This window comes from Nostoc punctiforme PCC 73102, assembly GCF_000020025.1.
GTDB classification, from domain to species: Bacteria; Cyanobacteriota; Cyanobacteriia; order Cyanobacteriales; family Nostocaceae; genus Nostoc; species Nostoc punctiforme.
Window position 1 is genome coordinate 2,973,954 of sequence record NC_010628.1, and the last position, 21,929, is coordinate 2,995,882.

17 protein-coding genes and 2 pseudogenes are annotated in these 21,929 nt (G+C 40.3%); 2 read left to right on the forward strand and 17 right to left on the reverse strand.

What is annotated here, in order from left to right; genetic code table 11:
• Window positions 1-118: 118 nt before the first annotated feature.
• From NPUN_RS12065 to NPUN_RS12100, 8 genes are all read right to left on the reverse strand, one after another.
• Complete coding sequence (locus NPUN_RS12065) at window positions 119-1,045, reverse strand: hypothetical protein (protein ID WP_012408962.1); 927 nt, start codon at window positions 1,043-1,045, stop codon at window positions 119-121.
• Between the two features lie 75 nt (window positions 1,046-1,120).
• Window positions 1,121-2,611, reverse strand: coding sequence for a hypothetical protein (locus NPUN_RS12070; RefSeq protein WP_012408963.1), 1,491 nt, complete (start codon window positions 2,609-2,611; stop codon window positions 1,121-1,123).
• A 17-nt stretch (window positions 2,612-2,628) separates the two neighbouring features.
• A complete protein-coding gene (locus tag NPUN_RS12075; protein WP_012408964.1) occupies window positions 2,629-2,976 on the reverse strand; it encodes a hypothetical protein in 348 nt (115 codons plus the stop codon).
• A gap of 12 nt (window positions 2,977-2,988) precedes the next feature.
• Window positions 2,989-5,712: a CHAT domain-containing protein gene (locus tag NPUN_RS12080; protein WP_012408965.1), complete on the reverse strand. Its 2,724-nt coding sequence runs from the start codon at window positions 5,710-5,712 to the stop codon at window positions 2,989-2,991.
• Between the two features lie 251 nt (window positions 5,713-5,963).
• A complete protein-coding gene (locus tag NPUN_RS12085) occupies window positions 5,964-6,593 on the reverse strand; it encodes a response regulator (RefSeq protein WP_041566111.1) in 630 nt (209 codons plus the stop codon).
• A gap of 6 nt (window positions 6,594-6,599) precedes the next feature.
• Window positions 6,600-9,386 carry a PAS domain S-box protein gene (locus NPUN_RS37535; protein WP_012408967.1) on the reverse strand — a complete coding sequence of 929 codons (2,787 nt, stop codon included), beginning with the start codon at window positions 9,384-9,386 and terminating at the stop codon, window positions 6,600-6,602.
• An 800-nt stretch (window positions 9,387-10,186) separates the two neighbouring features.
• Window positions 10,187-10,966 (reverse strand): SDR family oxidoreductase, encoded by a 780-nt coding sequence (locus tag NPUN_RS12095; RefSeq protein WP_012408968.1) that lies wholly within the window; start codon window positions 10,964-10,966, stop codon window positions 10,187-10,189.
• A gap of 117 nt (window positions 10,967-11,083) precedes the next feature.
• Window positions 11,084-11,923 carry a hypothetical protein gene (locus NPUN_RS12100; protein WP_012408969.1) on the reverse strand — a complete coding sequence of 280 codons (840 nt, stop codon included), beginning with the start codon at window positions 11,921-11,923 and terminating at the stop codon, window positions 11,084-11,086.
• A gap of 84 nt (window positions 11,924-12,007) precedes the next feature.
• Between NPUN_RS12100 and murG the strand changes: the two genes are divergently transcribed.
• Both murG and NPUN_RS12110 read left to right on the forward strand, forming a co-directional pair.
• Window positions 12,008-13,081 carry an undecaprenyldiphospho-muramoylpentapeptide beta-N-acetylglucosaminyltransferase gene (gene murG, locus NPUN_RS12105; RefSeq protein ID WP_012408970.1) on the forward strand — a complete coding sequence of 358 codons (1,074 nt, stop codon included), beginning with the start codon at window positions 12,008-12,010 and terminating at the stop codon, window positions 13,079-13,081.
• A gap of 38 nt (window positions 13,082-13,119) precedes the next feature.
• Window positions 13,120-14,436, forward strand: coding sequence for an RlpA-like double-psi beta-barrel domain-containing protein (locus NPUN_RS12110; RefSeq protein WP_012408971.1), 1,317 nt, complete (start codon window positions 13,120-13,122; stop codon window positions 14,434-14,436).
• A 67-nt stretch (window positions 14,437-14,503) separates the two neighbouring features.
• Here the strand turns inward: NPUN_RS12110 and NPUN_RS38305 are convergent.
• From NPUN_RS38305 to NPUN_RS12150, 9 genes and pseudogenes are all read right to left on the reverse strand, one after another.
• Window positions 14,504-15,615: pseudogene (locus tag NPUN_RS38305) on the reverse strand (IS701 family transposase).
• Window positions 15,616-15,673: 58 nt separating this feature from the next.
• Window positions 15,674-15,856 carry a hypothetical protein gene (locus tag NPUN_RS40675; protein WP_167315613.1) on the reverse strand — a complete coding sequence of 61 codons (183 nt, stop codon included), beginning with the start codon at window positions 15,854-15,856 and terminating at the stop codon, window positions 15,674-15,676.
• A gap of 103 nt (window positions 15,857-15,959) precedes the next feature.
• Window positions 15,960-16,799, reverse strand: a complete 840-nt coding sequence (locus NPUN_RS12125) for an aldo/keto reductase (protein WP_012408972.1) — start codon at window positions 16,797-16,799, stop codon at window positions 15,960-15,962.
• Window positions 16,800-17,025: 226 nt separating this feature from the next.
• A complete protein-coding gene (locus NPUN_RS44095; protein WP_272913977.1) occupies window positions 17,026-17,361 on the reverse strand; it encodes a DJ-1/PfpI family protein in 336 nt (111 codons plus the stop codon).
• A gap of 23 nt (window positions 17,362-17,384) precedes the next feature.
• Entirely contained in the window at window positions 17,385-17,588 is a 204-nt protein-coding gene (locus NPUN_RS44100; RefSeq protein ID WP_272913967.1) for a DJ-1/PfpI family protein, read from the reverse strand.
• Between the two features lie 54 nt (window positions 17,589-17,642).
• Complete coding sequence (locus NPUN_RS12135) at window positions 17,643-18,821, reverse strand: zinc-dependent alcohol dehydrogenase (RefSeq protein ID WP_012408973.1); 1,179 nt, start codon at window positions 18,819-18,821, stop codon at window positions 17,643-17,645.
• Window positions 18,822-18,826: 5 nt separating this feature from the next.
• Window positions 18,827-19,369, reverse strand: a pseudogene (locus NPUN_RS12140) (SRPBCC family protein); the annotation flags it as partial.
• Window positions 19,370-19,905: 536 nt separating this feature from the next.
• Window positions 19,906-20,568: a response regulator gene (locus NPUN_RS12145; protein WP_041566113.1), complete on the reverse strand. Its 663-nt coding sequence runs from the start codon at window positions 20,566-20,568 to the stop codon at window positions 19,906-19,908.
• On the reverse strand, window positions 20,568-21,833 hold the full coding sequence (locus tag NPUN_RS12150) for a sensor histidine kinase (RefSeq protein ID WP_012408976.1): 1,266 nt from the start codon (window positions 21,831-21,833) through the stop codon (window positions 20,568-20,570). The genes NPUN_RS12145 and NPUN_RS12150 overlap by 1 nt, the downstream gene beginning before the upstream one ends.
• Window positions 21,834-21,929 lie beyond the last annotated feature (96 nt).

A 21,929-nucleotide genomic window follows, 5' to 3' on the forward strand; every position in this document is an offset into this window, starting at 1 on the left:
TTTGAACTTCACTTTAAAAAGTGAGGGCTATCAAAAAATCTATGATTAGATTTTAAATTTATCATTTTTTACTGCCTAAATGATAACTTTACATAAAAGTTTTGACAGACCCTGAATCTTACCATAGTGCAGGTACTGATTGTCTTTTTAACTCATCATGTACTTGTAGAGCTATTTGTTTAGCCCATCCTGGTTTGTTGGTAGTTTTGTTCATTGCTATTTCGTTCATCATGGCTCTGGTTACATTTGTTTCAAGTCCTTTTATATTTACAGCTTGTTTAATCTGAACTATAGCAAAATCTACATATTGCTTCTCATGGCCTGCAAGGTATTTTGGTTCAGGAATATTTCTTATAAATGCTTTTTCTAGTTCTCCAGAGTCAGAGAATTTATCAATATTCTTTTGTAACTGATTGCTAGATTCCTTTTGTATTTGATCCCAGTTTATAGATGTTCCAGATTTTTTTATTGCTTCTACCGTATCAAATAATGTTTCTAAGTATGTTAATTTTGTTCTTATATCTATATATAAATTTAACATATTACGGTCAATTTCTTGCTTTTGCTGGGACTGTGCAGATGTAGCATAGCTGACTGGAATAATAGCAAAATTATTAGGAGCTTTTTGGTTAAATACACTGGGAGTTATGTTATTGGGGCTTACGTTATTAGCTACTGAAACAAGTTGTTCACGCCAACCCTCAGCTTGTTTCATGTATCTATATGTGGGGAAATCTGCTAATTGATTAGCTGTTATCCGAGAAGCTGCTTTCACATCGAATAAAGCATTCCAAACATATCGAAGCCCCATAGCTCCCTTTTCTACAAACTCTGCCTGAGCAGAAGCAATATCAGAGGAGTTTTTAATTTTATATCCTAATACTAATTCTTCAGGTTTTTTGTTTAAATCTACCTCTCCATTAATCCTATAAACTACATCAGCTTTATTTTGACTCAATTCTATAGGAAGTGATGCATAAACCACAGTTACTGTACTAATACAAAACAAGGTTGCGCCTAAAAAATATCTGCTATACTTCAACATAACTTCTCCGCATTGATTTCAAAAAAACTACTCACTACTATTGATAGTAATTTCATGGTTAGGAAAAACTAATCATTAATTCTCAACAGTCTTCGCATTACGCAAATAAATAACAAAACCCATAACAATTGCAAAAATCACACCTATTAGTAGATGAAACACCACATCAAATAAAAAACTTAAAGCAAAATTACTAGCCATATTATCTTTGGAAATAGATAAATATTTCTCGCTAGGGCTAGGCATGACTGAAGTAGAAATACTGCTAACAGCTAAACCAGTACCTACCAGAGTGATCACTCGTTCTAGTTGTTGTTCCCGTTTTTGAGCTTTAGCTTCATTAGCTTGATCTAGTTCTGCCTTTTCAGCTTCCAGTTCAGCTCGGTCAATTGCTACCATACCCTGAACTGTATCAATTAACTGCTGAAATAACTTAGCACCAGGTTCTAGATGCTGACGATAAACTTGGATTTGAGCTTTATACTTATTGTGGGTTAGTTCTATAAACTCTTTTAAGAAAGATAAATTATCATCTCCTAATTCACTCAGCTTCTTGAATCTAGATTCGTAATTCTTTATATTGGTTACGATTGTAGTTTCATGATCTGCTAAATCCCGTAGGTGTTTGGAGTATTCAATTGCTTTTGTAGGCAATTTAGCCAGTAATTGCTTAAATTTTTTGAGTCGATCAGGACGAGATTTTGAAACAATAATCTGAAAGTCTTTGATATCTTCTTCTAGCTCGCTGTAGAGTTTTTCAGCTTCATAAAAACACCATTGACACTCATCATAGGCATATAAAATTTTGTGGTAGGCGCAAAGTAACTCCAGTAACTGCTCAGACACCTCAGTTAGTTGTTCGTGAGTTGGAGTAGTGTCTGGATTTATGAACCAAACCAAGATATGACATCGTTTGGATGGTTCTATTTCCAGCGTCTCATATACAAAAATTTGGTTGCCTAGTAGTTTACCTTCACCAGTTAGAAAAAGTTGAATTTGATTGTCAAGAAGTTGAGCAACACAATCATCTGCTAACCTCTGTAGCTGCTCATTATCAGTTGGCAGTAGGGGTTGGCCATACAGAAGTAAAGTTTGTCCTATAGATGCTTTAATGTGTTGAGGCAGCAAAAGTTTTTTTGGATTAAGTTGCTCTAGTTCCTCTAGAAAAATAGCGCCATTACACGAAAAAGTGAGGTCTACAGCATAGGTGTCATGAAGCCGAAATGGACAGAATGAACTGAGTTTTATATCTGCACTTCCTATTGGTGCAATGGGATTGCATTCTAACTCATCTTGATTCGAGCGAAGTAGGCTTTGCCGTTTAAGCGTTAATTGGTTCTCTAAGTTCGGCTGATATTGACCGTTTTGATAGCAGATTAGCTCTTGTTTAAGGTCTTGTAGCGCAGGAAACTGGAGAGTATTTCCTAGTTCTACCAACTGCTCCCAAAGTTGATCAGCTTTTGCTGAAGTTTGCTCTGGCCCCTGACTAATGTCAGTACGCAGATGGAAAGCATAGAGGGTAAGACTTGGGCTATATAGCCCCTGAGCTAAGGTTGTCTCGCTCATTTCTTAAGTAGGAATAATTATAATTGGGAAGAGGTTTTGCTTTGAGAAGATGATTTGCTTTGGCGGACGATGTTATCTAGCAAACCTTTAGCTTCTTTCGGTGTAATCCGAGTTGGAATCCCTCCTGCTCCACGTTCACTAGAGCTACTAATAGGCAGTTTCATCAGTGTATTGTGAATTTGAGGATGTTCTTCTACCCAAATAACTATTGCATCTGATATTTCTTCAATATCTTTTAGATCATCAGGTAAAGTTGATAGTAAATTCTCTAGAGATGCACGAACTTCTTCTGTAAAAAGTTCAGGATTATTTTGTGCAATGTAATTTAAGTCTTTGATAATTTGTTCGTGAATGGATGAAGTCATTTGCTTACTCCTTTATTGACCAATAGCACAGAATGCTGCCCAGTGATAAGGCTGACAAAATGGTTGTTCTTCATCTTGATGCTGAAGAAGAGAGCGTTCTAGATAGAATTTGTCAGTGCGCCTGATGGATAAATTTTCAATCCATTGCTCTAATTCCGTCCTCGTTGAAAAAAAGCTTCTTAGGTTAAATTGATCTATATAATTAAGGGACAAACTTTCAATCCACTGCTCAAGCGGCTGCTTAGTCCACTGCTCAATCGACTGCTTAAATTGCGTTCTCGTTAAATCCCGCAACCATATCTGAGCTTTGTTGAGTGCAATGGCTACAGCACTTTCTTCTAGTTCGGAAGACTTATTCCAATGTTCTATTAAGTTTTCGTAAAATTTGATCATCAACAAGGCAGTAGAAATATCATTCACTTTCCAGAGACTAGCGACAATGCTGGGACTGCCTGCAAATAAGAAGCTACTAGGTAGACCAATGTATTCATCACTGATACTATCAGGATCTACCATTCCTGTTTCGCAGCCTGAGAGAGTGACAAGGCGGCATTTATCAAGAGTTAGTCCAAAAATTTCGGCTAGGGTAAGCCTTCCATCTTCTTTTTGTGTTTCAGACCCATGTTCGGCTAATAGTAGTGCTGATTCTAAAGGAGATTTCAGGTCAAACTCACCATGACAACAAAAGTGGCAACAATGAGATGAAGGTAGGTTTTCACTGACCTTGAGGGTAACTTCGCTGGCATCTGTCTCTTGCAATACATAATTAGAGGAAAAAAATGAGCGGATAACGTCAACTTCTAACTTGGCATATTTTAGGCTAGCCAAAACATTTTTGGGATTCTGAACAGCGAACAAATTGCTAAATTCAGTACGTTGCAGTCTTTGGCTTAATTGCAACAGTTGGCAACTAGGAGCATAACGCACACCACCTTCAAATTCGTCTAAAAGACATTTATTTTGTTCTTCGGATAAAGGTAGAGCGTGTAGGGGTAACAAATGTAAGAAGCGGTGGGGGACTAATATCAATCGATTACAAGTTTCAGGAATATGAGATAGTATTTCTTCGATATGCAGAATCTTTGCTAATTCCCTAAACTGACTATTCAGTTTGCTTTGCCACTTTTCTTTATCTGTTGCATAGTAAGCTTGGAGGTATTGTTTACACAAACTGATTAAACTGTCTAAATCTTCGGATGAGAATGTCAATACAAGAGGTATGTTTTTTATTTCTGACTCTTTATTATGCTTAACGATAAAAGTAATAATTTTACTATTAGTAATATACCACTCAATGAGTACAGTATCTTCTTTTACTAAAGCTTGCATCTCACTAAAAGAGATTTTATTAACTTTCTGAGTAAATTTAAACGTTTTGTCTATGTAATTAATTTCTTTTAAAAGTTCATCTCGTTTCTTTCGCAATGATTTTAATTCTTCTTGGCTTTCTTTCTGCCGTTGTTTACTTGAATTTTTTCTTCGCAATTCATCAAGTTCTTTGCAATGTCTTTCATAGTATTCTTGTTTCCCTTGTCTGTCATAGAAGTCTTCTTTGGGATATAAGTTTTTGGTTGTTAGTAGTTCAACAAGGTTGCGAGACTTACTAAGTTCAGCGTATTCCATAGCATCAGCAAAGTACTGAGGCTGATCTTGAGCTAGTTCTAAACAAACTTCTATTATGTTTTGATAATAAGGATTCCATTCTTCAGCCAATTTTTGTTTATCTACTTCAATCCCAGAGCCAGAGATTATTTCTGCTCGGAGAGATTCTGCAATATTAATTGCAGCAGCAAAGGCTGTATGAGCTTTAGTGTAGTTTTCAGCATTTTGGTAGGCATATCCAATATTACCTTGAGTTGTTGCCCACTCATGGGGAAAATCATCACTATTATAGATTTGTAAAGCTGATTCAAAAGCCTGAACTGCCAACTTTAAATTATCTTTTTTATATCCATTTTTTCTTTTAATATAAGCCATTCCAAGATTATTTTTGATTTTAGCCCATTGGCTGGGATATTGTTTATTAATTAATTTTTTTAGTACTGAATTGAAAATATGAATTGCTTGTTCTAAATTATCTTCCTTATTTCCTTGTTGTCTTTTAAGATAAGCATTAGCAAGATTATTTTGAGTTATAGCCCAATCGCTAGTAAATTTATCAACAGTGTAAACTTGCAAAGCTAATTCAAAAGCCTGTATTGCTTTTTCTATATTATTTACATCTTCTTTTTCTAATTGCATATAAGCATAACCAATTTGATTTTGAGTCCACGCCCAATTTTCAGGAAAACCTTCGCAACTGTAAACTTGCAAAGCTAATTCAAAAGACTTAATTGCTGCTTCTAAATTGTTATTCTTATCTCCTCTGAGGCGGTAACAGTAAGTAATGCCAAGATTAGTTTGTGTCTTAGCCCATTCGTTACTAAAACGTCCACCAATGTAAATTGGCAAAGCTGATTTGAAAGCTTCAATTGCTAGTTCCAGGTTTTCCGCCGTCTCACCTCTTATCCGGCAATTGTAGGCACAACCAAGTTCATTTTGAATCCATGCCCAGTCTTGGGGAAAAGCCTCACGGGTATAGAATTTTTCTTGTAGAAGTTTATACCCAGCAATAGCTATTTCTATATTACTGGCTTTTCTACCACAAGGAAAATACAAGAATAGCTGACTGAATACAGCAATAACTGAGGCAATCTTTTCTAAAACTTTTTGTAATATATGTTCCAACAAACTCATGCTTTTTACCTAAATAATAGCCACCCAAATTAGTAAAGACTAAGTAGGATATATAATTAATTAAAACTAACTATTTTAATTAATTATATGAATGCGATCGCCACCCCATCCAAGTATTTTGATCGCCTTTCTCATGTTTGTACAAATGACAACTAAGTGAATATACTAAGCCTAGAAAATAAGCTCAACTTTGTCACTAGCGAAATGTTGGGCTTTAAACTTATCAAAATGTGAGGTCGAGAAGCTGCAAACTACAGCCTGACAATCCCTCGATTCAGTGCAGTGACTAGGGCTTGAGTCCGATCGCTAACGTTCAACTTTCCGAAAATATTATTGGTATGGAACCTGACGGTACTCTCAGCAATATTGAGGACATTGCTAATCTGCTGGTTATTCTTACCCTTGGCGATCAGGCGCAGCACTTCCAACTCACGATCGCTCAATTCCTCACTACTCATCCGTTCAGCTAGCTTGGCTGCTATAGTTGGCGGAATATACTTTTGTCCTTTATGAACAGTGCGAATCGCATCCAAGAGTTCGTTCGGTTCCGCACCTTTAAGGAGATAGCCCTTTGCACCAGCCCGCAATCCGCGATAGATATCTTCATCGCCATCAAAGGTAGTCAACACAACGATTCGGGCGTGTTTAAACTTAGCACAGATGGCTGCGATCGCATCAGCACCTTCCATCTTCGGCATTCGCAAATCCATCAGCGCCACATCAGGTTGATGTTGGTGGAAAAGTTCTAACGCTTCTCGCCCGTCGCCAGCATGGCCGATTACAGTCATATCTGACTCACATTGAAGAAACATTGTTAAAGCTTGTCCCAAGATGGGATGATCGTCAGCAAGTAGGATACGAATGACATTAGATTGACTCATAATCATTTACTCTCGGTAGACTAACACTGAAACTTCTGTTCCCTGTCCTGGCGAACTCTGAATTGTTAGTTTTGCCCCGATGCATTCAGCCCGTTCGCTCATGACTAAAAGCCCAAAGCTGTTGATAACAGATACACTGGCGATGTCAAACCCTTGTCCATCATCTTTGATTCGCAAGCTGCACTGGCTTTCTTGATACGCCAGTTCAATTTGGATTTCTCCAGCTTGGGCATATTTGAAGGCATTGGTTAATGCTTCTTGTCCAATGCGGAGTAGGTTATTTTCAACATCTGGAGACAAGGGGTATATCTCGCCTATTAATTGGCAGACAATATGTGTATTGCTAGGGGAAAACATCTGTGTTGCGAAGCGATTGAGAGCATTAAAAATGTTGCCGTCCTCCAATAATTGAGAGCGTAATGCTTTGATCGAACGGCGTGCTTCAGTTAGCCCAGAATGAGCTAAGTCTCGCCCTGCTTTGATTAATTTCTGTGCTACTTCTATATCTGTCGTCAGTTTTCGTGAGGCGGTATCTAAGTGGACAATAACAACTGTGAAGGCTTGTGCTAAAGTATCGTGAATTTCCTGTGCCAAGCGGTTACGTTCTGCCAATACAGTTGCTTCTTCAGCCTGCTTACGACTAGTGATATCCTGTATTGCAGCCATCCTGATGGTACGCCCACGATATGACATGACTCTGGCTCTGATCTCAGCCGGAAATGTGCTTCCATCCTTACGCAGACAAACGGTTTCATAAATTCCTTCATCTCCTGAGCGAATCTTCTGCATCACTTGTTCTCGATATTCAGGAGCAGTAAAATCCATGACACGCATACCAAGCAACTCCGAAAGTTCATAACCAAACATCTCAGCACAGGTTTGGTTAGTATCTAAAAGTATGCCTTGTTCGGTAATAGCGATCGCTTCAAATGTTGCCTCTGCCAACAGCCGAAATCGCGTCTCGCTTTCTAGAAGTGCTACTTCTGCCTGCTTGCGTTCAGCGATTTCTCGTTGTAGCTCCAGGGTACGTTGAGTAACCTGTTGCTCTAAAACGGAATTATAATCAGCTAGGATCTTCTCTGCTTTTTTGCGTTCGGTAATATCAATACAAACAGTGAGCGCATATATTACTTTCCCTGATTCATCAAAAATTGGGGTGCTTAAAACTTCTATAGGGATAGTTTTATTAGGGTGGCGAAACTCCATATTATCAATGTGGACTGTTTTACCTACCAAAGAATACATAATTGGTAGTTCATCAGTAGGGTATAAGTAGTCAGTTTCAGCTAGATAAATTTGATAATATTCTGCTATCTTTTCGGGTTTGATAGATGGCAATAAGTCTACGCTGATTAATTTTTGCACAGCTCGATTATTATAGTAAATTTCCCCATACGGATCGTTTATCGAAATAGCTACAGGCACAGCATCAAGAAATTGCTTCAGGCGGGTTTCACTCTGCAATAAAGCCTTATTTAAATCCTGCATTTCCGAAAATTTTGCTTGGAGTTGATCCGCCATATTATTAAATGATCTGGCTAATTCCCCCAATTCATCGGAACGCTCTATTTTTATTCTTTTTTCCCATTCACCTTGAGCAAGTGCTAAAGCTGATTTTTTTAAAGCTAGAACTGGTTCAGCAATCCACCGTAAAATCAAAACACCGACAGCTACAGCCACTATCAAAGCAACAATACACAGCACAATAGTGGTGCGGGTATTAGCATTAATTTCTTCCATGAAGTCATTTTCTGGGACGACTACCACAATTAACCAGTCAAGTCCCCGATTATCTTGGAAGGGTAAAACTCGAATAAACTGCCGCTTACCATCTATCGAAAAATATAATTGCTGTGAGCTATTAATTGACTTAAATTCATTAAATTTACTTTTTAAATATTTACTAGTGCATTGTGTTTTTTTATCCTTACTATCTATAGCCAAAAATGGCTTAATTCTATTTTCTGCTAATTGTGTTTTAAAATTATTTGAGTGGAAAGGCTTTTCATTAGTTGAGGTTGCTACCAATCTTCCAGAATGACGCTCAACAATAAAACTTATTCCTGTTTTACCAATTTTTAAATTTTGCAGAAAAGTGCCAATTTTAGATAAGTTTAAATTTGAGAGTAATACACCTTGCAAATTTCCCTGTTTATCGTAAGCAGGCTGACTAGCAGCGATGTACAAAGCAATGCCAGAATTATGAGGATAAATTTCACTCCAAACTGGTCTTTGTTTTGCTATCGCTTTGTTATACCAATTACGTCTTTGAGTATCATAAGGTTTGCCAAAATCCTTTATTCCCGTGCGTGTGCTTTGTTTATTAGTAGTATAAGTCCGCAAATTATACTTAGTTGATTTACCAGATGCTCTGATTGTCAAAGAGCCATCAGGAAATATTTCTGCTGAAATAAACTCTTTATTCGTATTTGCAAATCCAATTAGACTTACTTGATTAAATACTTCTAACTGGTCAAAAAAATAATGTTCTAAGACGGTCAAATCTTGTACATCTAATTGACCAAGTTTAATAGCATTAGCATTATTCTGATTAATTTGTTGGGGAGTTTCAAGAAAAGTATGCAGATTCTGCTGAACACGCTGGCTAATTTCACTTAGTAGCCGTGTGGCAATATTATTTACTGCTTTTTGCCCATTTTTGAATGAGAGATAACCTGTTAAACTCGCCACCGCTAAAATTTGCAGAATAAAGGGAATAATCAGAACGGTTCGCAGAGAAGGTTTAACGGGAAGAGAAAGAAAGTATTGAAGATATGATATTTTGTTAAACAATAAAATATTCCTTTTATTGTCAAGACTATAAAATTTACTTAAGAAATTAAACTTCAGAAATTTTTAAGTGTCTGAAGCAGAAGTAGTTCAGGCTTTTTAACTCATCCTGCATTCACTACAGCACTTTTATTTTGATTAATAATGAATGTTTCCTTTAAGTTGTATAGTCAGCAATTTTATTTGGATAACATATATTGAATTTTATGTAGGAGTAAAAATCATTTTTGCATAATCTAGTTCTAAAAAATGCATACAGAAAGATTAATCGTAAAAAATCTCTCTTAGGATAGATGTTTATTTTATTTTTTAAAATTAGGCATAAACTATATAACTACAAGACAATCAAAACAATTTCCGCAATCATCTACAACCAAAAGCTATAATTTTTTGAGGAAATTGTAATTTCCTGCATTTTCTCAGATTTTCCAACCAGCCTTAAAGGATGTTTGAAAAGTAGTTCCTTGTTATTCCAGGCTCTTATTGATCCCCCCTAACCCACGCCAGTCGCTCCAGTTTGCAAGACCAGAATCAAAGTCCCCCTTTTTAAGGCAATACAGTTCACATAAGACCAAAACACTTGTAGAGACGGCAATTTATCGCGTCTCAAAAACCCAAGATTTTGTACTTTTTAAGGGGGATTTAGCAGGGTGGTTTCATACAAAAAAAGAAAAATACATTTAATAAAGTGTTTTTAGTAACATCAAAATATTCCAAATCTAACCAACGGTTTTTTGGAAATGAGCGTAGTAAAATTTTCAAAATATGTGGGAGTGTTTAGAATTTAATCTTCTTAAATTGGGTTATTTTTCTGTTCGCCGATTAACTAACGTAGCGCTAGCTTGGTCAACAGGCATCAGCACAACTTCGTTAATATTGACATGGGGCGATCGCGTCACACAGAAAAATATCACATCAGCCACATCATCTGCTGTCAGTGGGATAACTCCTTGATAGACCGTTTTAGCACGTTCAGTATTTCCGTGAAACCGCACCTCGCTAAATTCCGTTTCCACCATACCAGGGTCAACGGAAGTTACACGTACCCGCGTTCCCAACAAGTCTTGTTTTAAACCTTCAGAAATTGCTCTCACAGCAGCTTTGGTAGCACAGTAGACATTGCCACCGGGATAGGTTTGATGTCCGGCAATGGAACCTAAATTTACCACATGGCCGCGATCGCGACTCACCATTCCCGGAACAACATAACGGGAAACATAAAGTAAACCCTTAACGTTAGTATCAATCATGTCTTCCCAGTCTTGAAAGCTGCCTTCGTGCAACTTGTCTAAACCACGACTTAGACCAGCATTGTTAATCAGAATGTCGATGTTAGACCAGGCAGGCGGTAGAGTAGAGATGGCAGATTCGACAGCGTTGCGATCGCGCACATCTAGCTGTAATAAATGAATTTCAATACCAAATTCTTTAATGAGAGCATCTTTTAGCTGCTGCAAACGTTCTAACCGTCGTGCTGCTAGGATTAGTTTTGCACCCGCACCAGCGAAGATTCTCGCACAAGCAGTACCAATACCACTACTTGCGCCAGTAATCAAAATGATTTGATTTTGTAGGGAAGTCATTAGGATAGTTAGAAGTGAGGAGTTAATAGTTATGAATTATGAATTAGCACAAGTTTCATAGTTCATAATTTATCATCAGTCGCTCCTAACTCCTAATAAACGCGATGAATCGCGTCTCTACTTCTTCACCACTTGTAGGCGCTGAGTTACCATCGTCATTCCATTACCTCGCAGGATGACAGCAGAAACCCATTGACTACCAGGGGTTGATGGTGCTTGTCCCGTCTTAAACAGTCCACCGGATGTTAATAATTGCAAATCTACGGGTGTGGGGTTGAGAAATTTCTCTGGTTGGATGGTTTCCTCTAGCGCCGTTCCTAGGAGAAAATCATCACCAAGTGGCTCTTGGACGATCGCATCAAAATTATACTTCTGACCAACTTGTACCTGTTGTGGTAATTTAATATCAATTTTGGGTGGCTTGCTGCCAGAGGTAAGTAGGGTGCGTTCTGCCAAAATATCTTGGCGGACGATTTTACCGCTTTCAATTCGCTGACGCGATTTAATCGTGGCATTGAGAGCCAAATTATTCCCGCTACTGGAGGGTAAGCCAGTTATTTTCGTCTCTGTTTCGGCAATAATCCCATTGCCTTCCGATTTTGAAGATAACAGTTTGGTACTGTATTGTAATTTAGGATATCGTTGCCAAAGTGAAACCAAAGACTTTTCTAGGGTTTGGAGGTTTAATCCATCCCCATGAGTGAAAGAAGGGCTATAGAATTGCAACACCCCTTTGACATCACCCTTGCTGGCAGCTGCATCGACTTGTGTCAACAGGTTTTTTAAATCGGTTGGTGCATTTTGAACTGTACCAGTTTGGGCTAATTGCTGTGGTGTCGTCGCTTGAGTGCGTTGCCAACCACTTGTTAAACCAAGGGTTAGCAGGAACGAAACCAGCCAAATACTGGCTGGAAATTTGAGTTGGCGTTTTGCAAAAGCAGTAATAATTTTAGTCATTGGTAAGAGTTTACTGATTTGATGAGAGAAAGTCAGGAAATTGTTTTATCTTAGTTAAGCTAGACGCTAAACGGTAGAGGTTTGATGGCAAACGCACCGATACGATTATTAATAGCTGCCAGTGGGACTGGTGGACACTTGTTTCCAGCGATCGCACTGGCAGAAAAACTTCCAGATTATCAAATCGAATGGCTGGGAGTACCCAATCGGCTAGAAACTCAACTTGTCCCTAAAGAGTATCCCTTGAATACTATTGCAGTTGAGGGGTTTCAGCAAGGGTTTGGACTCTCCTCGATTCGCATCTTCGGTAAACTCGCTGGTTCGATTATAGAAGTCAGACGAATTCTCAAACAGGGAAATTTTCAAGGGGTGTTTACCACTGGCGGTTACATTGCCGGGCCAGCCGTTATTGCGGCACGTTCTCTCGGTTTACCCGTGGTTTTCCACGAATCTAATGCCTTACCAGGTAAAGTAACTCGCTTTTTTGGCCCTTGGTGTAGTGCGGTAGCCTTGGGATTTGAAGTAGCTGCTAAGTATTTGCCTCGTGCCAAAAATGTCTGTGTTGGTACTCCTGTAAGAGGGCAATTTCTCGATGGGGCAATTAATTCACCCCTGGATTTAGCCATTCCTGATGGTGTTCCCTTAATTGTCGTCTTTGGTGGTAGCCAAGGTGCAGTTGCGGTTAATAAGTTGGTGCGCGAGTCTGCAAAGGCTTGGTTTGATGCTGGTGCTTATGTAGTACATTTAACTGGCGATCGCGATCCCGAAGCAGATAGTCTCAAACATCCACAGTACATAGCCTTACCTTTTTACAACAATATGGCGGCGTTGTTGCAACGAGCAACTCTTGCCATTAGTCGTTCTGGTGCCGGTAGCTTGACAGAATTAGCAGTGTGTGGAACACCAGCAATTTTGATCCCTTACCCCTTTGCCGCAGAAGACCATCAATCTTACAATGCAGACGTATTTACTTCATCTGGTGCGGCGTTAACACTGAAGCAATCGGAGTTGACGGCACAAATATTGCAAAGTAATGTGTTGAATTTGTTGCAGTCACCGCAAGAGTTAGCAAAGATGGGTGAAAACGCTCATGCGATCGCAGTTCCCGATAGTGCCGAAAAATTGGCGCAATTAGTGCGTGAGGTGGTGGAAACATAACGTCGATTATTTAGTATTAGAAATTTACTTTCCAAGTTATGAATATCTTATCCAGCCAAAAATTTCGCTTCACAGTAGGTTGTGCTGCCTTATTATTTGTCAGTTTAGCCAGTAGCCATCTATATACTCAGTCAAAAAATAAACAGCTAGTCCAACAAAATCAGTCCTTTACTCAGCAAGAAAATTCTGCCCCAGTTCCATCACAAATTTCCCTCACCTCAAATTTCCAAAATCCTTTTGTTGCTCAACAAATATCTGATGAAATTATCGATAAGCAAAACGCTTTTTTACCTCAGCAGAATTTGCTAGCCGCATCTGCACCCTATCCAGTTGTCGATGAGTTCAAAAAATATAAATTTAGTATTAATGGCAGCCAAGTTGTTAGCCCAGGAAAACTGCCAAGTAGTAAGGTTAACTTCAATCAAGGAGATTTATTAACTGTTCTAGTTAATACTAGAAAATATTTTCAAGATTACTCTTCAGAAGACCCAGATATTCTCCGTACAGGAATGCTTGCGACTCAAGGAGTAACTATACCAGATGTTCTCAACACTTTGAATTTCATGATTGCTGTATTAAAGGAGGATATTGCTAATAATCGAGCTACTCGTTTGCAAGATCCTAACTTTATCAATACAAATTTTCGAGTTATTAAATGGTCTCCTTATAACCCAAAGAATAAACAGCAAAAACAATTACGAATTACCAAATATGCTGTCTTTACTCATCCCGGTTCTCGGGAGAAAACCTCTACTTTTAATACACCAATTTACAGCTTAAAAGACAACGCTAATAACGATAAATTCTATACAAAATACACCAAGCAGGATGTGTTATCAGGTATTTATGAACCAGGTGGTAAAGAATTTGGAAAAGTTACCAGTCTCGCTTATCTAACCAGAAATGGTTTAGAAGAAGCAATTATGGAAGGAACAATATTAATTAATTTTAAAGATGGTTATAAGGCATTTTTTAATGTAGACAGAAATAATGGAATGTCTTATATTCGCGGATTGAAGGCAACAGCACAAAAACGTTATTGGTATTTTAGAGAAGTTGATGCTATTAAAGGCTATGGATATAAAATAGATGCAAAAATTTCTATCAAACCCGGAGTTACTTTTGCAGGAGATGTTTTAAATATTGGTTTAGGTAAAGTGGTTGTGATTGAACATACTCAAGGTGGTCGCAAACATCTACGAATGGGAGTTATCGCTGATACAGGTGGAGCCTTTTTACCCAATCTTTATCAACTCGATTTTTTGGCAGGAGTTTTTAATAATAAAAAAGAATTTGGGCAGAATGTTAGCCAATTACCTGACTATGCTACAGCATATTTTTTAGTCAAAAAGTAAGGAAATTTCAAAGAATAGATTATCCAGTAGCGATTGTCTTGGAAGCCAATATTGTTACTACTAGGACTTACGCATTGACAGGAAATGGACTATGTGCAACCAAGCCCACCTGTTGTTTAAGGTGTTCCAGAATGAAGTCACGAGCACTGCTGTTGAGATAAATTTCTTTGGAGTTCGTACCAATTTTATTAACTCTTTCGCTCGCATTAACTCTAATTGAGTAAACGCACGGATAGCACTAAAAAAATGAGTTTTTATTGCCTCAGTTGTTCCTACCATCCGTTGTTCAATTCCACATACCTGTTTAATGGCTCTGTGGTAACATTCAATCCCCCAATGAATTGAATGTAATGCCTTAAATTCAACCCTAGTAATTGCAATTAGTGCATCTTCTTCTGCTTCTGGTAAAAATATGATACAGTATCTTGGCTCTCCGTTTTTGTTCGCGTTCGCGCAGCGTGTCGCTTTGCGACTCAGCGTCTCCCCTTGGGAGAAGATTTTTTGAAATACTTTCACTTTCCCAAAACTTTTTAGATGCACAATTAAGCCTTCTTCGGGTATTTCTAGATTTTTGGACTTGGGTATAATCTCGACCATTGATGGAACATGAGCGGTTTTTAGCTATGCCCATAAAAAGCCCTAATCCCTTATCTCTAATAAATCTTAGGTTTTCGCGGCTTGAATACCAAGCGTCTGTAGTCACAGTATAAGGTTGCATTCCCCAAGCCAAAACTTCTGTAATCATTTCTCTTAAATAATCATTTTTAGTTTTACCTTCCAGTTTGTTGTAGATGCATAAGGTACAGGTACAGATTTACCCGATGGGTCGGTGTAGTACAATGTTATTAACTGAATACTCTTGACTACACGATGATGTTTTCCTGACCAAAAATAACCGATTAATTCTGTTAGATTTGGGTCACTATAAGGCTTGTCAATTACTGTATCGTCTCCACTTAATGTTCCACCGCTCAAATTGATATCTGGTCTTAACTCGATAAATAAATCCTTGGGTTCATACTGCTCCCGTAACAAAAATCTATTGACACTATCATGAGATAAATCTTCCAGAATTCTTGCCAAACGTACACATCCTGGGTATTTTGATTCTGCCAGGAGAAATAGAGTGTAAGTGTTCAAGTCACACTTTGCTGTTGATAGCTTAGTAGTAGCTCTGATAATCCCAACCCCAGATAGAGCAACATAGGTATTATCCGTTTTTTGCAGCCCCTAAGGATTAGCGATCGCATCTGTCTTTCTTTGTTAGTTCTAATGCATAGCTTGCACTCATTGTCAATCCATAAGTCCTAAAAAAATTCTCTGAAGTTGTTGGAGAAACGGTTTCAGCCATTGCGTGGCGGCTGGTGACAGCTTCGCTACTTTCCCCCATCAAGGAAGCTTGACTAGCTAACGATGTCAACCTCCTCAATGGTGGGCGGCTAGGCAAAAAGCTCAGAAGTCTTTTCCATCAGCGCGGTGCCTTCAATTCATGGGCAGACAGCCTACAGACGAGCCAATCAGGCTTACAGCATGGGAAGCACGCGGGGACGAGATCCGGTCGGGAAGGCTGCGTCGATTCGATCGAGTTCGGTTTGGGTCAGATTGAGTTCCCCGGCTCCCGCGTTTTCAGCGGCGTGTTTGGGGTTGGATGCTTTGGGGATTGCGAAGAGCGAGGAATGCCGCACCAGAAATCGGAGCGCGACTTGGCGAGGGGTGGCGTTATGGGCGGCGGCGATTTCCTGTAGTACGCGACCTGCGGTTGTGCGCGAGCTGGGAAAATCCCCATGACCGAACGGGCTGTATGCGACTACGGCGACCCCATGCTTCTCACACCAGGGGATCACAGCGTGTTCGATCGCTCTCTGTCTCAAATGGTAAAGGACTTGATTACAGACGAGAGAACCCTCGCCAGCGATCTTCTGGACTGCTTCAAGGTCAGGCACATCGAAGTTGCTCACGCCCCAGCAGAGAATCTTCCCCTCGTGCTGAAGCTGCTCGAAGGCAGCGATCGTCTCCTCCAGTGGGTGTTGACCGCGCCAGTGCAACAGATAAGAGTCCAGCCGATCGGTATGAAGTCGAGCGAGCGATTTCTCGCAGGCTATGATCGTCCCTCTCCGAGAAGCATTTCCAGGAAGAACCTTGGAAACCAGGAAAACCCGATCGCGTCGTCCAGCGATCGCCTCGGCGACCACCTCCTCGGCACTGCCGTACATCTCCGCCGTGTCGATATGGGTCATGCCGAGATCGAGTCCTTGGCGCAAAGCGGCGATCGCAGAGGCGCGGTCACCGTTGTCGATGTACCAGGTTCCTTGACCGATCGCTGCCACCTCGCGCTGCGTGGAACCAAATCGATGCTGTTCCATACCTGTCCTCCTGATTAACGCTCCGAGTCGAATGGCACTAAGAAAAGGGAAAATCGTTGAGGCAGCAGGGGTGCAGAGGAGCGGAGGAGCAGGGGAGAAAGAAGAAGTTTAAGGCATACGAACGGATATTTAGAAATTCCCCCCTGCACCCCTGCACCCGTGCCCCTCTGCAATCCTTACACTGCGTACCCTTCAGCTTAACTTAGTGCCATTCCGCTCCGAGTCCTCACACCATCTGCCGTACCTGCCCTGCATGGCTGAACAGCTCGATCATTTCCCGGTTGAAGGCTGGGATGTCGTCTGGCTTGCGGCTCGACACGAGGTTGCGATCAACTACAACTTCCCGATCTACCCACTGGGCACCTGCGTTCTGGAGATCGGTCTTGAGCGACGGCCACGAGGTGAGCCGCCGTCCGCGCACCACATCTGCCTCGATCAGAGTCCAAGGTCCGTGGCAGATCACTGCTACCGGCTTGTCAGTATCGAAGAAGGACTTTATAAACTCGATCGCCTTAGCTTTAGTCCGAAGTTGATCTGGATTGGCAACACCACCGGGAAGCAGGAGGGCATCATAGTCGGCTGGATTTACTTTATCGAGGGGGACATGTACCGGGAAAAATCCCCTTTGTCATAATGGTTCCAGCCCTGAACGCGATCGCTCTTAGGTGAAATGATGTGGGTTTGAGCACCTGCTGACTCAAGGGCTTGCTTGGGTTGAGCCATTTCAACTTGCTCAAAGCCATCTGTAACCAGAATGGCAACTTTCTTATTTGTGAGATCTTCTGTCATCTCTACCTCCTAAAGTGTTGGCTAGACTTGGTTTTTTCGTGTTCTTATGGGGTTTTAGGCAGCCTGACCTGGCTTGAGCACGATCTTGATACAGTTGTCCTTCTTGTGCTTGAAAATTTCGTAGCCGTGCGGTGCTTGTTCTAGTGGCAGACGATGGGTGATTACAAAAGATGGGTCGATATCGCCATTTTGGACGCGATCGAGTAACGGGCGCAAGTACTTATGAACGTGCGTTTGTCCCATTTTAAATGTTAAGGCTTTGTTCATGGCAGCACCCATCGGTATCTTGTCTACAAAGCCGCCGTAAACACCAGGAATTGACACAGTGCCACCTTTGCGACAGGCAACAATCACTTGCCTTAGGGCAGTGGGTCGGTCGGTTTCCATACGCACGGCTTGCTTTACCTGGTCGTAAAACGCATCTGGACCCGTACCGTGGGCTTCCATTCCCACAGCATCCATGCAAGCATCTGGACCGCGCCCACCGGTCATATCTTTGAGGGCTTCACCAACTTCAACTTCCTCATAGTTAAGGACTTCTGCCTTGCCGTCTTTCGCCATCTGTAGGCGTTCGGGAACTCGATCGATAGCAATGACGCGCTCGGCACCTAGCATATATGCACTTCTAATGGCAAACTGTCCGACTGGACCGCAGCCCCAGATCGCTACAGTATCTCCTGGCTGGATATCGCAGTTTTCCGCTGCCATATAGCCAGTGGGGAAGATATCCGTCAGAAACAGGACTTGTTCGTCTGTTAGTCCATCAGGAATCTTGAATAAACCGACATCGGCAAAGGGAACGCGGGCATATTCAGCTTGACCTCCAGCATAGCCACCCATCATATGGGAGTAGCCGAAAAGACCAGATGGGGAATGACCCATGAGTTTTTCCGCTATCCAAGCGTTGGGGTTGGAGTTATCGCACAGCGACCACAAATCTTTTTGACAAAAGAAACAGGAGCCGCAGGAAATGGTAAAGGGAACGACAACGCGATCGCCTATCTTCACATTCTTGACGGCACTGCCTAGCTCGACCACCTCCCCCATAAATTCATGACCAAGGATGTCGCCCTTTTCCATCGTGGGGATGTAACCGTCATAAAGATGTAAATCAGAACCGCAAATCGCCGTTGACGTGATTTTAACAATCGCATCACGCGGATTGATGATTTTTGGATCGGGTACTGTATCAACTCGTACATCGTTAGCGCCGTGCCAGCAAAGTGCTTTCATAATCTTTAACCTCCCTTTGGTTGACCTTCTGTTGTTGCAATCTCGCCTGCTTCCATCAGCATTTTGAAGCGGCGTAAATCATCTCCAATCTGCTGTTCTGGTTCTTCGCCGAAGAGTTTGGCAAACACAGATGCAATCGCACCACCAGGCGGGTTATATTCCGTGACGACCTTTACCTCTGTACCGCGATTGGCGGGTGCTGGCTGGAAGCGGACAGAACCAGAGTTATCAACATCTGCACCTTCAACCGAAGCCCAAGCAATCAATTCGTTTTCCCGATCTTCAATGATGTCTGCATCCCATTCAACACTTCCACCTAACACCCCACTGGTCGTCCAGTGCGTTCGCGTAGCGTGTCCGGAGGACTCTCGCTTATTATTGTCTACTTTTACATCTTTGAGATGCTTCATGAAGCGCGGCAAGTTCCCAAAGTTATGCCAAAAGCGGTAGAGTTCCTCTGCTGGTTTGTTAATCGTTACCGTCTTTTCAACTTTAATTGGTTGGCTCATGTCTATTGTCTCCCGTGCTTGCTGTATGGTGCTTTGTTTATCGCAGTTTAGACAAACAAATTTGTTTGTCCAAACCCTAATACCAGGAGCGGAGAACAGTATAGGATAAAAGCTTATTAGCAAGAGGCATGTAGAAGTCTCTTGAAAAAATTTACCCTTCGTATCAGCCTTCTAGACTACTAAAAAAATTAACTACTACAAATCAACACCTGAACCTTAAAGCTTTCAACTAAACCTAACCTCTAACTAAAGAATGAGATTGGTGTTAAGTTAGTTAGTTCTCGCTTGTATCTTGGCGTAATGCTAAAGAAGCTGTCACCTATTGCAATCTAGACATTCAAACATAACTAGACAAGTGTTTCACTCAAGGATTTTTAGATGCTTAACTTTGCCGAGAATGTCTTCTTTTAGGCAAAGTATACTGTGGGAGTAGGCTCCCCAGCATGAGGCTTTGACCTATGCTAATTCATCCCGCTTCACTTCCCTTGAAGGCAATGCACATAGTCCATTTCCTGTCAATGCGTAAGTCCTAACTACAGCTAATTTAACGGTTAAAATCACGAATTACGAACTATTTAACTTGGCTCATTCAAATAGGATAAATATGTATTTGCCCAAATCGCAGCTTGAGTGCGATCGCGCAAATTCAGCGTGTTTAAAATATTTGTCACATGATTTTTTACTGTCCCCTCAGAAATGTAGAGTTCTTGAGCAATTTCTCGGTTACTAGCGCCTGTAGCAATTAACCGTAAAACCTCTTTTTCTCTAGGAGTAAGTTCATTTAAAGTAGATGGTACAGGTGTTGAATGGATTGGTGTACCATTAGAAAACTGAGTTAACAGCTTTTTAACTATACCTGGGCCTAATTGGGTATATCCTTTATAAACAGCACGAATCGCAACAGCTAATTCTTCTGAGGGCGTATCTTTTAATAAATAACCCATTGCCCCATTTTGTAATGCTGCTGATACATATTCATCATCATCAAAAGTCGTCAGTACTAAAATTTTAGTTTTAGAAAAACGTTTTTGAATTTCTTTCGTTGCTGCAACTCCATCCATAATAGGCATTCTGATATCTAGCAATACTACATCTGGTTGAAATTCAGCAACCAAATTAATCGCCTGTTCGCCATTTTCTGCTTCTCCCACGATCTCTAAATCTGATTCTAATTCTAATAATGCTCTTAATCCTTGACGAATTAAACCTTGGTCATCTACTAACAATACTTTAATCATCATCTCAACCTCATTAAGGGAATATTAACTGTAATTTTGCAACCAGAACCAGGAGTGCTATTAATATTAAAGTCACCTCCTAATGCTAAAGTGCGATCGCGCATACTATGAAGTCCAAAACCAGTAGTATTTTGCCCTAAATCAAAACCTCTACCGTTATCCTGAATTATCAATCGCAAATTTCCTCTGATCGTAGCGAGTTCTAGTTTAACCTCTGTTGCATAAGCATATTTAGTTATATTTGTCAAAGATTCTTGAGTAATCCGGTAAATAGCAGTGTTGATTTCAGGTGGTAGAGAATATTCGAGGTTGATTTGGCAAATTGGTAAAATGCCATTGGAGCGATGAAAATTTTCTGCAAGGTTAGCGATCGCACGTTCTAAAGATTGCTCTTGTAAAGGATTAGAACGCATAGTAGAAACAGATTGGCGGACATCGTTTAGTGCTTTTGAACCTAATTCCTTTGCGGTTGCTAGAAATGTCTCAGCCTTACCTGGGTTAGATTGCCATAGTTTTAAAGCAGTTTCTAATTGCAGATTTAAAGCAGTGAGAGAATGTCCTAATGAATCATGAATTTCACGAGCAATGCGGTTACGTTCTTCTAAGGTAGCTTGATTTTCAATTCGCATCGCATATTCACGAAGTTTTTCATTAGCGATCGCTAGCTTTTCTCGACTGTGCCGTTCAGATAATACCGCATTCATCATTAACAACACAAAAACCAAACTCAAGCCAAATACTAGCGACCAATTCAAGGTAAGAAATCGAAATTTTTCTTGTGCTTGTGATGATGCTTGTAAATTGAATAGTTGGTATTTTAGTTGTGTCGTAAATAGAAATAACCCAAAGGATAGAGATGTAACAAATAAACGCCCAGGTAAGTTAAATATTAGGCAACTCCGAGTAACTAAAATTATATAAAGAAACGGGAAAAGACGAGCAAATCTTTCACCAAACAGCCCAGTTATTAAAATTAATAAAATTTCAATAACTGTGTATATCACCTTAGAAGTCTGGCTACTTTTGGGTAATCTTAAGCCCATTAATGCAAAAAGAATCAAACTATAAATTGATAGTTCCGGTAATAAATTACAAATTGACAAGTCTGGAAATAAACTACAGATTGTTAGTTCTGGCAGTTTAGGACGAAATCTCCGTAAGGGAGGTGGTATAACTGCTATCAATGCAGTGATTGCCAGTAGTATCCACTCCAGATAAAGTAGAGATGGAAAAGGATGTTTTTTAATTTGAATTGGATAATTCATTGTGGTTTACCTCAAGTTATGGATAAATTATAATTTTGGAGGTAGAAGTTAAAATTTAAGGATTAAAATTCTGAGTATTTAAGTGTGGATTTCGCA

Excerpts from the sequence above, each read along its gene's own strand:
- NPUN_RS12065 (WP_012408962.1), bottom strand. The coding sequence starts at position 1,045 with ATGTTGAAGTATAGCAGATATTTTTTAGGCGCAACCTTGTTTTGTATT.
- NPUN_RS12070 (WP_012408963.1), bottom strand. The coding sequence starts at position 2,611 with ATGAGCGAGACAACCTTAGCTCAGGGGCTATATAGCCCAAGTCTTACC.
- NPUN_RS12075 (WP_012408964.1), bottom strand. The coding sequence starts at position 2,976 with ATGACTTCATCCATTCACGAACAAATTATCAAAGACTTAAATTACATT.
- NPUN_RS12080 (WP_012408965.1), bottom strand. The coding sequence starts at position 5,712 with ATGAGTTTGTTGGAACATATATTACAAAAAGTTTTAGAAAAGATTGCC.
- NPUN_RS12085 (WP_041566111.1), bottom strand. The coding sequence starts at position 6,593 with ATGAGTCAATCTAATGTCATTCGTATCCTACTTGCTGACGATCATCCC.
- NPUN_RS12095 (WP_012408968.1), bottom strand. The coding sequence starts at position 10,966 with ATGACTTCCCTACAAAATCAAATCATTTTGATTACTGGCGCAAGTAGT.
- NPUN_RS12100 (WP_012408969.1), bottom strand. The coding sequence starts at position 11,923 with ATGACTAAAATTATTACTGCTTTTGCAAAACGCCAACTCAAATTTCCA.
- murG (WP_012408970.1), top strand. The coding sequence starts at position 12,008 with ATGGCAAACGCACCGATACGATTATTAATAGCTGCCAGTGGGACTGGT.
- NPUN_RS12110 (WP_012408971.1), top strand. The coding sequence starts at position 13,120 with ATGAATATCTTATCCAGCCAAAAATTTCGCTTCACAGTAGGTTGTGCT.
- NPUN_RS12125 (WP_012408972.1), bottom strand. The coding sequence starts at position 16,799 with ATGGAACAGCATCGATTTGGTTCCACGCAGCGCGAGGTGGCAGCGATC.
- NPUN_RS44100 (WP_272913967.1), bottom strand. The coding sequence starts at position 17,588 with ATGACAGAAGATCTCACAAATAAGAAAGTTGCCATTCTGGTTACAGAT.
- NPUN_RS12135 (WP_012408973.1), bottom strand. The coding sequence starts at position 18,821 with ATGAAAGCACTTTGCTGGCACGGCGCTAACGATGTACGAGTTGATACA.
- NPUN_RS12145 (WP_041566113.1), bottom strand. The coding sequence starts at position 20,568 with ATGATTAAAGTATTGTTAGTAGATGACCAAGGTTTAATTCGTCAAGGA.
- NPUN_RS12150 (WP_012408976.1), bottom strand. The coding sequence starts at position 21,833 with ATGAATTATCCAATTCAAATTAAAAAACATCCTTTTCCATCTCTACTT.